The organism is Marinobacter xestospongiae, assembly GCF_023156385.1.
In the GTDB taxonomy this organism is placed as follows: domain Bacteria; phylum Pseudomonadota; class Gammaproteobacteria; order Pseudomonadales; family Oleiphilaceae; genus Marinobacter; species Marinobacter xestospongiae.
Genome location: NZ_JAKZAK010000024.1, coordinates 41,625 through 53,394 on the forward strand (window position 1 = coordinate 41,625; position 11,770 = coordinate 53,394).

Sequence of the window (11,770 nt, forward strand, 5' to 3'; positions counted from 1 at the left end):
ATGGCCAGCCCACTGCAGATTGCCCAGGTCGTCGCTACCCCCGGCACCACCTGGGGCGGCATGGAGCAGCACACCGCGGACCTGTGTGCCGGTCTGAGCCAACGGGGACATCGGGTCACCGTGCTGGCCCACCCGGACTACCGTGCGGAGTTTCAGGCGGTCGCCGAGTTCCTGCCAGTCCCGACCCAGCTGGGACGTCGCCACCCGCGACTGTGGTGGTCGCTGCGAAAGCGGTTACTGACCCTACAACCCCAGATTTGCCATGCCCAGGGCAACAAGGCCGCCCAACTGTGCCGCCATGGCCTGCGATTGTGGCCCGGGAACGTCCCCCACCCACGGCTGATCGGCACGGTGCATGGTCACAAGTCGTCGATGAGCGCCTTCCAGAATCTCGACGGCGTGATTGCCGTCAGCGATGAGCTCGCCCGGGCCCTGCCCGAGAACCGGGTCCGGCGCATCTACAACGGCCTGCCCAACCCACGTAAGGGCGCGCCCGATCTTGCCATTCCCGCCACCCGCCCACTGCTGCTGGCGGCCGGCCGGCTGGAACCGGTCAAGCAGTTTGATCGGCTGATTCAGGCCTGGGCGCAGCTGACACGACAGGGCGCACCGGGCTTACTGGTGATCCTTGGCGAGGGCTCGCAGCGCCCCGTCCTGGAACGCCTGATAACAACCCTCGGCATGACGTCACGGGTCCTGCTGCCGGGTCGGGAACACAACCTGACCCCCTGGTACCAGGCGGCGGAAGCCTGTGTGGTGAGCTCCTCCCGGGAAGGCTTTGGCTACGTCATCGCCGAGGCGTTGATGGCGGGCTGCCCGGTGCTGTCGACGCCGGTCGGGATCGCACCGGCGCTGTTGCCTGCCGACGCCCTGAGCACGGGCACCACCACCGATGAGCTGGCTGCCCTGCTCCAGCACCAATGGCAGCACCGGCAAGGCTTGCGACAGCTCCAACAGCAAAGCATGCTGCAGTCTCGTCAGACCTTCACCCTGGAGGCCATGGTCCGCGAGACCGAGCGCTACTATTTCGAGATGCTTGTTTGAGCTACTTGTTTGAGCTGCTTGTGTGAGCTGGAGGGAACCGCCTAAAACTTCTTGGCACTCGTTCGAGCCGGCTGGAACCGGCTAGCGGCATTGAACGGGTGAGCGGCTTCAAACAGGGCCGTGGTCAAACGCTTGAACCGGGAATCGTTTGCGCGTTTGCCAGCGACGCCAGCACCTGCTCGGCCACCAGTTGATGACCAATTGCTGTCAGATGGGTGCCATCCGCCATCAACGCCTGTTGCCGCTGTTGCCAGAGGAGATCGTAGGTAGCCACGTAAACCACGTGGTCATAGCTGGCCGCCACCTGCGCAAGAATGGCGTTGTAACGCTGGATTCTGGAGTTCCGGGGCAGGTCCATATTGGGAGCGGTGTCGACCAGCACAAACGGGGTCTGTGGTGCGGATTGCACCAGTGCTTCCAGGCGCTGGCGGTACTCCGCCTCAGGCACCTGCTCGACCGCGCCCAGACGCTCATGCCAGTGCCACTGACGCGCCCGCTTCTTGAGCTTCTTGACCAGCTTGCGGGCGAGCTTGCGCAGCGGGTTATCCGGGTAGTACAGCACGTAGGGAGCCCCCCGGAAAGTCAGCCAGGAATCCACCAGACCGTACTGCACCATGGCCAGATCGTAGCCCTGCGGAGGGTGGCTGATGGCGTACCGGCCCAGTTCCCGGGTGGTGCTCATGGTGTGGCCGCAATTGGTCAGGGTGAGGCCAAGGCCTATGGCAACCCGTTCCGGCCACAGCGCCAGCGGCGCCTCCCGCAGACCTTCGGTATTGCAGTCACCGTAGGCAATGCAGCGTCGTGTCATTGGGTACTGTGCTCCTATCTATCACCCCATCCTATCCCCCCATCAGGCCATCACCCCGTCCAACCACCACCGGGAGCGTCGGCAAACCTCCGGCTTGCGGCAGGGATGCCTGATTCCCGGACGTGGAAACCGGCACAATCATCACCGGAGTCGCCGACGTGATAGGGTACCATCTCTGTCCCAGCACACCACCGAGCTCACGCACCAACACCATGATCGATCTGACCGGGCACACGCCCTTCGCCGCCGGCTACAACCGCCACTGCTACCAACATCCCGACCAGCCGGATATCTGCCTCAAGGTGCTGATCCCAGCCAACATTGAACGGCGCTTCCAGCGTCAGCCGCTGGCAAAAAAACTGCTGGGACGAAGCCGTCTGGATGACAACCGCCAGGAAATCCGGGCCCATCAACAGCCGGCCATTCGCCACCTTCTGAGCGCAGGCCAGGCATCCACGGTCTGGCAGCACCTGCCCCGCTTCGACGGCAGCGTCGACACCAGCCTGGGGCCGGCCAACGCCAGCGAACTGGTGAGAACCGCTGACGGCCAGCCGGCACCAACCCTCGAAACCCTGTTGGCCCAGGGCCAGTGGCAACCGACGCTGATCGAGGCCTGCGATCGCTTCCAGCAATGGTTAATGCGCTACGGCATCCTGACCCGCAACCTGCTGCCTCACAATCTGGTGGTGACCGATCGCAGCGGCCGCCAGGAGCTGCTGCTGGTGGATGGCCTCGGTGCACCCACTCTGCAACACCATCTGGCAACGATACCGGCACTGCGTCAACGCTATCTGGAACGCAAACTTCAGCGGTTTCACCGCCGCATCCAGTGGGAACTGGCCGGTCGCCCGACTCGCTGGCAGGACGCTGAAAACAGCTAGTGTCCGGTTCGGTCGGTTCGCCGCCCAGTCCTGGCCCAGACACGCTTGCCGGGCCCCTGCGTAAGTGGTAGCTTGCCCGGCTACTGTTTCCTTGCAAACCGGGATTCTCGCCACCGTGGCCATCACCAAAACCTCATTGCTCATTACGCTACTGAAACTCGCCGGTAAGCTGCCGCTGCGCCTGGCACAGCGGATTGGCATGACCCTGGGTTGGCTGGGCTGGGTGTGCCGCACGGAATCCCGCCGTGTCACCGAGATCAATCTGGCCATGTGCCTGCCCGAGCTTAGTGACCAGGAGCGCCAGGCGCTGGGCCGCGTCAGTCTGCAGCAGACCGGCGCCACGCTGATGGAAATTCCGCTGATGTGGGAATGGCCAGTGGAACGCTGCCTGTCGCTGATCACCGAGATTGAAGGTGAACATCTGTTGGCCGAAGCACAGGCCAACGGTGAGGGGCTGATCCTGCTGGCACCACACTTGGGCAACTGGGAGCTGGCGGGCCTGTACTTTTCATCCCGTTACCAGATGGCGGCGCTGTACAGCCCGCCACACCTGCCGGAATTCGAGGACTACATGATTCAGGTCCGGGGACGCCTGGGCTCGGAACTGGTGCGGGGCGATCGCCGCGGCCTCGCCCGGATGACCGCATTGCTGCGGCAAGGGGGCATCGCCGGCATCCTGCCGGATCAGTCACCCCGTGGCCAGGGCCGTGCCATGGCGCCCTTCTTTGGCATTGAGGTACGGACCATGACCCTGGTCAGCAAGCTGATGCAAAAGACCGGGGCCCGCGCCCTGCTGACCTACGCCGAACGCTTGCCGGACGGCCGTGGCTTCCGGCTGGTCATCCGTGACGTTGAAGCCGGGCTGGCCGATGCCGACCCGGTCGTGGCCACCACCGCCCTGAACCGTTCGATCGAGCAGTCAGTGCGCCGGGTACCGGAGCAGTACCAGTGGGAATACAAACGGCTACGCCACCGTCCCAGCGGCGAGGTCAATCCATACCGGCCCCACAAGGTGTGCTGACAGCCGGCTAGCCGGTAGAAAGCGGCCCACACACGAGGCACCGTAACCCTGTATAATCCGCCTGGCGCCCTGTTCGGCGCCCCGCAATTCACTGTCAGGCAGAAACCATGCACCCGCAAAATCCCGGTGTGGTGATCACCACCTACAATTCCCCGCTCTGGCTCAGCAAGGTCCTAATGGGCTATGAGGTCCAGTCCACCCCGGATTTCCGGGTGATCATCGCCGATGACGGCTCCACCGACGACACCCGCCAGGTGATCGAGACCTTCCGAACCAGGGGCCGTCTGACCATCGACCATGTCTGGCACGAGGACCAGGGCTTTCGCAAATGCCAGATCCTCAACAAGGCCATTCGTGAGACCGACTGTGACTATCTGATCTTCACCGACGGTGACTGCATTCCTGAACCGGACTTCATCGCGACCCATGTGCGTCTCGCCCGGCCAGGTCATTTCCTGTCAGGCGGTTATATCAAGCTCACCATGCCGGTCTCGGAGCTGATCGGGGAAGATCACATCCGCTCTGGTGAAATATTCCGTGCCGACTGGCTGGTGCAACACGGCCAACCCAAGAACCACAAGCTCTGGAAACTGGCCGACTCCCAGCGATTTCGGGACTTCATGAACTGGGTGACGCCAGCAGCGGCGAGCTGGAACGGCATGAACAGCTCCACCTGGACAGAAGACCTGCGAGCAGTGAATGGTTTCAACGAAGACATGCAGTACGGTGGTCTGGATCGGGAACTGGGGGAGCGGCTGTGGAACTACGGCCACAAATCCATCCAGATCCGCTACAGCACAGTATGCCTGCACCTAGATCACGCTCGTGGTTACTCCAAGCCTGAGATCTGGGCCCGTAATCGCGCCATCCGCAAGACAGTGAAACAGCAACGCATCACCTGGGCGCAACACGGTATCGAACCACCGGCCGCGGGCACCAACGAACAACCCAAGGGCCAATAGTCCACCATGCGAACCCTGGTCATCATTCACAGCCTCAAGATGGGCGGTATGGAACGGGTAGCTGTCAACCTGGCGGACGCGTTCGCCGACGCCGGCCACGACAGCCACCTGATCACCTGCCGTCGACGGCCGAGGGACCTGGCGCCTTCAAACCCTGAAGTACAGCTGCACCAGTTTGACCAGTTCCAGGCCCTGCTGAAATCGGTTATCGGCATCCCGGTGTTCCTGCTGTCGCGGCTGCTGCTCGGCGTACTGCTGCCCAAGTCCCACTTCATCTGGACCGGCTGGCTTACCGGCTGGCTGCTGAAACGTCGTATCCGCCAACTGGAAAAGCAGCACGGTCGATTCGACCGGATCGTTTTCCGTGGCCTGGGTACCTTCAAGTATTTCTGGTCGTTCCGGGACCCACGCAACATCTACGTGCTCGAGAACGTGATTCACCACGACCGTCCGGCCTGGCAAAAACGGCTGGAATGGAAGCTGGTGTTTGATCAACGTCACTTGGTGTGCGTGTCGTCCGGGGTCAAAGCCTCCGCTGAAGCTGCCTTCAGCCAGGGTGGAATCGAGCCTCTGAGCCTACGGGTTATTACCAACCCCTGTCCTGAACAGCAGATTCGCCAGCGAGCCTCAGAGCCGTTGCCGGCCATACCCGACGAGCCCTTTATCCTCAACGTCGCACGCCTGGTGCCCCAAAAGGGTCATTCACGACTGCTGGAGGCCTACGCCAAAGCCCTGCCGGCGCATAAACTGGTGATTGTCGGTGAAGGTCCCTGTCGCCAGGCGCTGGAGCAACAGGCACAGAGCCTTGGCATTGCCGACCGTGTGCTGTTCGCCGGCCAACAGGCCAACCCCTACGCCTGGATGGCTCGCGCCGACCTGTTTGTGCTGTCGTCTGAGTTTGAAGGACTGGGCATTGTGCTCACCGAGGCACTGGCCTGCGGTACACCGGTCATTTCCGTCGACTGTCCGGGCGGGATTCGCGATGTCTTCAAGGGCGACCTTGAAGCCTATCTCTGCCCGATGAATGCGGACGCCCTCGCAGATCTGATCCGGAAAACTCTGGCACAACTGCCTATTGAGGTAAAACCAAGCTGGCTGGCGGACTTCCAGCCAGCGGTTATCGTTGATCGCATGCTTGCCGACCCGGCGGAGGGAGCAACAACACCATGATGCCGTCCCTTCAGCTGGACCATCTACGTCTACTGTTCATCAAAACGAGGCTCGATGCAGCCGAGTTTGATTTGATTCGCCGTCTCCACGAGCTCGGTCTGACCCTGAAGGTCATGTGTCAGCCACAAGGCGATCATCAGCGTCAGTTCCTGCAAGAGCAGGACCTGCTCATCGAGCCCCAGCGAAGGCGCGGCAAGCTCGACCCGCTCTTCATCCGGCAAATCCGCGGCATCATTCGCCAACATAACATCAACCTGATCCATGCCACCGATTCCACCTCGCTGGCCAATGCGATCTGGGCGAGCTACTTCACCGACGTACGGCTGATTGGCTACCGCGGTACCAGTGCCCGAATTCGCAAGAGTGATCCCACCTACTGGCTTGGCATCCTGCATCCGAAGGTCAAGCTGATTCTATGTGTCAGCCGGTCGGTATACGATTACATGAAAACGGTGGTCGAAGAGTCCCGACTTCGGCTCAACTACAAGGGCTTTGACGCCAATTGGGTCGCCCCCCAGGCACCGGTACCGGACGCCTTTCCAGTGGACCCCAAACAGCACTTTGTGGGACTGTTCATGGGCAACAGCAAGGGCCGTCCCCATAAGGGACTGGAAGTACTGATCCAGGCTTTTCATCAGGTGTCGGACCCGCGCAGTGTGTTGGTAGTTCTGGGTAACTTCAGTCAAGAGGCCGCCCGACTTGCCAAGCAGGGACCAAACCGGGAGCGGATTCATCTGATGGGGGAACACGCCAACGCGACTCAATGGCTGGCACAGGCCGATCTGTATGTCCAGCCGTCGCTGCAGGAAGGCCTGCCCCGCTCCGTCAAAGAAGCGATGGCCCTCTCACTGCCGATCATCATCACGGATATTCCCGGCCCGACCGAACTGGTGGAACACGGCTCCTCCGCTCTCGCCGTTCCCGCCAACCAGGCCGAGCCGCTGGCCCAGGCCTGGGATCGGCTGGCCGCAGATCCTGCTTTACGACAGCAGCTTGGCAGCGCTGCCCGTACCCGGCTGGCCCAACACTTTTCAGCCACACGCTTTGTCGATAACACCATCGCCGCCTATCTGGATGTTTTACCGCCAAGGCCTTGAATTGGTGGAAAACGACAATATTAAGACGCAGTCAGATTACGAGAGAGAGCATTGTGAATGACCTCCAGCCCAGCCCACCTGACTGGTCGCCTGAGGAGATTCGATTTCTGTCCGACATAGGGGCAATCGACCATCCAGGCCAGATTGAAGATGTCGAGCTGATCAAACGACGCTGGGTTTACCGGACACTGCGGGAAGTGTTCCGCACTCCGAATGGCTTCATCCTGAAACGGTACGCCAATGCTCCGGGCCGCAACGATATGCGACGGGTCTGGCAACGCGAAGATGGCGCTCTGCGGGAACTGGAAGGGCTCCCCGTGCCAAACACCAGCGGCTTCATCCAGTTCCGCAATCACTGGGGCAAGCAGTCGATTCTGTACGCCCGTAGCATGGTGCCCGGATCACCAATCACGGACATCAATCAGCCATTGCTGGAAAAGATCGGTCACCTGCTTGCCAGCTTTCACCAGCGCGGCATCATCACCCAGGACGCCAGCCCGGATAATTTTCTGCTGGAGGAAAACACCGATCAGACCCTGTGGTTCATCGACTTCGGCCGCGCCCGTCATTACCGCTCCGCCAACGCCCTGTACTGGACAAGTATCGGCAAGGAGTTTGCCTTGTTGCAGTACCACTTTGGTCTCAGCAGCGCGCAGATGACCTCCCTGCTTGCTGCATACTGGCAAAAGAGCCCGCATTCCCGGCTGGGGCAAACCTTCATCCTCTGGCGCTTTCACCGCCTCCAACGCCGATACGTCAGGCGAGCACACACCCGTTTACTGAGCATGACCGACGTTACCAAGCCGTAACCGATTCCGCATCAGCAGGGCAGTTCTCAGTCCATATCATCCTGTCTCCGACTGGGGGAAGACGGTATAATCGCCCCTCATTGATATGAGCGCGACTGGGCAGTAGCAGTCACGTTGCTCACCCCCTGATCCCTCAACCGTTGAACCGTCGCATGTCGCAGCAGCGCCCCCACCAGTTTTCCGTCATTGTCACCACCAAGAATCGGGATCAGTACCTGCAGCAGGCGCTGGACTCTATCCTTGCCCAGACCCGGGCAGCTGCCGAGGTGGTGGTCGTGGACGATGGCAGTGATGTCGCCGTGGCGGACCGGCTCCCCGGCAGCGACCGCTTCCGACACGTTCGCCACACAAACAGCCTGGGGGTTTCAGCGGCCCGCAATGCCGGTGCCCGGGCCGCCCGCAGCGACTGGCTCGTATTTCTGGATGACGATGACTGGCTGGCTGACGATTTTCTGGAGCATATAGCGGCCTTCCTCGAGGGCGCCAGCAAGCCGACCGCCTTTGTCTGGTCAGGCAAAACCAAGGTGTTCGAACGCAAAGGCAAACGGGTTCCGGTCCTCCTGCCAGCAGTGCCAACAGATCACCCCCCCTCTCCTCAGGACTGGACCAGCCTGATGGACGTCACCTGTTCAGGCATGGCCTTCAACCGGGAGGCATTCCTGGCAGCCGGTGGTTTTGATGAGCAACTCACCATGACCGAGGACCGGGATCTGATGTTCCGCTTGCTGGCAGCGGGCGTTGTGGGGTTTCCTTGCCCCTCGGCCAACCTGTTCTTCCGGATTCACGATGGCTCCCGCCTCAGTAACGAAGGTCATCGCAGGATTGGTGCCGAGTCCGATCTCACCGTGCTCCAGCGCCACCAAGCCTTTCTGGAACAGCACCCGATCCTGGCCGAACGCTTCATGGGCCGGGTGGCAAAACGGCTCTGGGATGCCGGCTACTACGATGAAGCCATCGCCATCAACCAACGGCTGTGTCACATTACGCCCGGGTCACAAAGAGGCCGCAGACGGCAGTTTTTATGGGCTTTGCAGCGGCGCTTCAGACCTCAGATCAAACAGCTGAGCGGATTCCACTGACACTCGCCGTGCCGGGAAAGGACCCAGACATGACTGATCGAATACTGAAATTGAAACTGCAACTGAAGCACTGGCTGAGATACCGCTATCACCGCCGCTTGCGGAACTCGTTCCGAAACCAGCCGTTCAACGAACGCGACATGCTGTTCGTACACGTGCCCAAAGCGGCCGGCACGGCTGTCATAGAGTCCCTGTTTGGCCGCTCTGCCGGCATGGGCCATACCACGGCGAAAAAGTATCTCCAGATCTTCGGCGGCGCCCACTTCTATTCCAAGTACCGGTTTACGTTCGTACGCAACCCCTACGATCGCCTGGTGTCTGCCTACGAGTACCTGTGTCGGGGCGGCAACAACTCCTACGACCTGATGTTCAAGCAGCGCACAATGGACAGGTTCTCAGATTTCGATGACTTCGTGCTGAATGGGCTACGCCACGACCCTGCGGTGCAGAACCACGTGCATTTCCGCCGTCAGACCGATTTTCTGTACATCGGCAGCAGCCTGGCGGTGGACTTTGTCGGCCGCTATGAGAACCTCGATAAAGACTTTTCATACTTGGCTGCCATCGCTGGCGTTTCCGCCACCCTGGAGCAGAAGAACCCCAGCCAGAGATCCCGCACGGTATCGGATTACTACCAGAACCCGGAGGTCCGTCAGGCCGTCCGCGAGTTCTACCAGAGCGACTTCCAGGCCCTGCAATATGACGACGCTGCCCTGTAGTCACCGAATACACGGACAGATCCGCCATGCCTGAGAGCCAGCACACAAGCCCCCGGACCATCATGCCAAACTCCCTGCCTATCTATCTGGTATCACTGGACAAGGATCATCAACGACGACAGCAGTTGGCAGCAATGCTGCCCAGCCACCACCAACAGTTCCGGCGCATCAGTGCCGTCGACGGTCGAGAGCTGCCCGCACGGGAGTTCTTCAGGTTGGCGTTCGGGGCCATGAAACAGGGGCATCGGCTGATGCTGCCCGGGGAAGTCGGTTGTTCATTGAGCCACATTCAGGCCCTTGAGCAGTTCCTCGACTCAGGCGCCCGCGCAGCCCTGATTGTTGAGGATGACATTATCGGCACCGATGAAGACCTCAACGCCACACTCGCACTGTTGCCTGAGCTGCCGGAGAACGGTGTGCTGATCTGCGGTGGCCAGGAGGGCATGCCAGCGCGCAAATTTCTGTTCGGCAAAGCCACGGAAACGCCGGGGCTGTTCCGCCTTGCGCGATATTCCCATGCTTACGTCTTCCGGACCTGCTGCTACGCGGTGACCCGGTCGAGCGCCCGCCGTATTCTGGACGCCCACGCCGAACACCTGAAACTGGCGGATGCCTGGGGCAGTTTCTTTCGCCACACCAACATCGACATTTACTTCGCCAACCTGTTGGCACACCCGGAAGATCTGGACAACAGCCATCTGGAACAGGAACGGACGCTGTTCCACACCGCTGGTTCAGCCCGAAAACCGTCAGTCCTGAGCTGGCTGGCCCATCGCCTGCAGCGACTGAAGCGGAAATGGGGCGCCCTGATGTGCCGACTCAAGGGCTATCAGCAGCTGCTTCCCCGGCGTCATTAGCCCTCCTCTTCCCGGCATAGGACATGGACAACGCACACCCCATCACCAGGGTGTAAAGGTTCAGGCCATGGTCGTCACTGAACAGCAGGCCATAGACCAGTGAACAGCACATAACGAATCCAATACTGGTCACCGAGAACAGATAGAAACCAATCTCCATGCCGCCGCCATGATAGGCCACGCGACAACGCCAGAGCACCCAGCCGAACAGGCCGACGAGAAGCAGCATCCCACCCATGCCGTAGCTGATACCGGCCTCAAGGTAAGAGTTGTGAAGCTGCCGATAGCCGCGGAATTGTGGTGACTCCCGGGCCGCCTGCTCCAGAAAGTAACGGGCCGAGCGATAGCCCCAGCCGGCCACAGGCCGTTCGGCTATGCGCTCTACCCCCAGCTGCCAGAACTGGACCCGCAACCCCCAACTGCTGTTCGGTATCTCGAGCCCCTCATCGCCGGAGGTAACTGCATCAATCACGCCCGCTTCCGACTGAAACCTCTGAACGTTGCTACCCAGCAGCCCGGACTGGACCACCATCCCCCCAATCGCAACCAGCAGACACAGCCCACCCAGCCAGTAGCGGAGAGGCAATCGCCGCAAGCGAGGCAGACTCCGCAGGGTCAGAACGGCCATAGTCGCCAGCATCAGCACCAGAGCCAGCAGCACGCCCCGGGTTTGTGTCATCAAGATGACCACGGCAGCGTAGGCCATCAACCCACCCCATAACCCCAGGCGCAGCCAGGAAAACGTTGGAGAGGCGACCAGAGGCCTGACAAAGGCCATCAGTCCCAACATCACGACTGAGAAGTAGAGGGCCGTGCGGATGGGATTCAGACCAAAACCGACACGGCCTCCCGCCAGGCCTAGGCGAAAGTCGACCCAGCCATTGCCAAGTACCCATGGCATCAGCAGTATCAGCACCGCGGCGCTCCCCAACAGCGCCGCCACCCATCGGCGTTGGCCGGCGAGCGCCAGTGCCAGGAACAGGAATAGGAACTTGTCGAGGAAGTCCTCAAGCGTGGGGCCGCTGCGGGCGAGATCGGGAAAATCCAGCATCAGCAAGGCCCAGGTAATGACCAGTTGCAGGGTGACAAGCCCCAGCAACCAGGGTGCCCCGCCTCCACGGGCCAGCGGGCTGTAACGGACGAACCCCACCAGCCCTATGGCCAGGAAGGTAATATCAATCAGTTTGGGGCGCTCGAGGGGTGTAAACAAAACCAGTGCGTAACCAAAGGCGGCTACCACAAAAAGCCAACCCAACCAGCGCGGCAAACGGGGTGCCAGAGGGTTGTGCCACAGCTCACTGGACAGCATCTTACTCATACCTT

The 11,770-nt window shown here is 61.0% G+C and carries 12 protein-coding genes; 10 read left to right on the plus strand and 2 right to left on the minus strand.

The window, feature by feature from the left end:
* Complete coding sequence (locus tag MLD24_RS16825; protein WP_248168186.1) at positions 1–1,044, plus strand: glycosyltransferase; 1,044 nt, start codon at positions 1–3, stop codon at positions 1,042–1,044.
* Positions 1,045–1,168: 124 nt separating this feature from the next.
* On the opposite strand, the gene MLD24_RS16830 is transcribed toward MLD24_RS16825, so the two are convergent.
* Positions 1,169–1,852: an SGNH/GDSL hydrolase family protein gene (locus tag MLD24_RS16830; protein WP_248168188.1), complete on the minus strand. Its 684-nt coding sequence runs from the start codon at positions 1,850–1,852 to the stop codon at positions 1,169–1,171.
* Positions 1,853–2,064: 212 nt separating this feature from the next.
* On the opposite strand from MLD24_RS16830, the gene MLD24_RS16835 reads away from it, so the two are divergent.
* The 9 genes from MLD24_RS16835 (at position 2,065) to MLD24_RS16875 (ending at position 10,447) form a co-directional block, all read left to right on the plus strand.
* The gene (locus MLD24_RS16835) at positions 2,065–2,733 is read left to right on the plus strand and encodes a YrbL family protein (protein ID WP_248168190.1); all 669 of its coding nucleotides are present in this window, start codon (positions 2,065–2,067) and stop codon (positions 2,731–2,733) included.
* A gap of 115 nt (positions 2,734–2,848) precedes the next feature.
* Entirely contained in the window at positions 2,849–3,754 is a 906-nt protein-coding gene (locus MLD24_RS16840; protein ID WP_248168192.1) for a lysophospholipid acyltransferase family protein, read from the plus strand.
* A gap of 107 nt (positions 3,755–3,861) precedes the next feature.
* Positions 3,862–4,716, plus strand: a complete 855-nt coding sequence (locus MLD24_RS16845) for a glycosyltransferase family 2 protein (RefSeq protein WP_248168194.1) — start codon at positions 3,862–3,864, stop codon at positions 4,714–4,716.
* 6 nt (positions 4,717–4,722) lie between these two features.
* Positions 4,723–5,886 (plus strand): glycosyltransferase, encoded by a 1,164-nt coding sequence (locus MLD24_RS16850; protein ID WP_248168196.1) that lies wholly within the window; start codon positions 4,723–4,725, stop codon positions 5,884–5,886.
* The gene (locus MLD24_RS16855; RefSeq protein WP_248168198.1) at positions 5,883–6,983 is read left to right on the plus strand and encodes a glycosyltransferase family 4 protein; all 1,101 of its coding nucleotides are present in this window, start codon (positions 5,883–5,885) and stop codon (positions 6,981–6,983) included. The genes MLD24_RS16850 and MLD24_RS16855 overlap by 4 nt, the downstream gene beginning before the upstream one ends.
* A 53-nt stretch (positions 6,984–7,036) precedes the next feature.
* Positions 7,037–7,792 (plus strand): lipopolysaccharide kinase InaA family protein, encoded by a 756-nt coding sequence (locus tag MLD24_RS21700; RefSeq protein ID WP_248168200.1) that lies wholly within the window; start codon positions 7,037–7,039, stop codon positions 7,790–7,792.
* 152 nt (positions 7,793–7,944) lie between these two features.
* A complete protein-coding gene (locus MLD24_RS16865; protein WP_248168202.1) occupies positions 7,945–8,871 on the plus strand; it encodes a glycosyltransferase family 2 protein in 927 nt (308 codons plus the stop codon).
* A 29-nt stretch (positions 8,872–8,900) separates the two neighbouring features.
* Positions 8,901–9,590, plus strand: a complete 690-nt coding sequence (locus tag MLD24_RS16870; protein ID WP_248168204.1) for a sulfotransferase family 2 domain-containing protein — start codon at positions 8,901–8,903, stop codon at positions 9,588–9,590.
* Between the two features lie 62 nt (positions 9,591–9,652).
* Positions 9,653–10,447 (plus strand): glycosyltransferase family 25 protein, encoded by a 795-nt coding sequence (locus MLD24_RS16875; RefSeq protein ID WP_248168205.1) that lies wholly within the window; start codon positions 9,653–9,655, stop codon positions 10,445–10,447.
* Here MLD24_RS16875 and MLD24_RS16880 read toward each other — a convergent pair.
* Positions 10,410–11,765, minus strand: a complete 1,356-nt coding sequence (locus MLD24_RS16880) for an O-antigen ligase family protein (protein ID WP_248168207.1) — start codon at positions 11,763–11,765, stop codon at positions 10,410–10,412. The two genes, MLD24_RS16875 and MLD24_RS16880, sit on opposite strands and share 38 nt — an antisense overlap.
* Positions 11,766–11,770 lie beyond the last annotated feature (5 nt).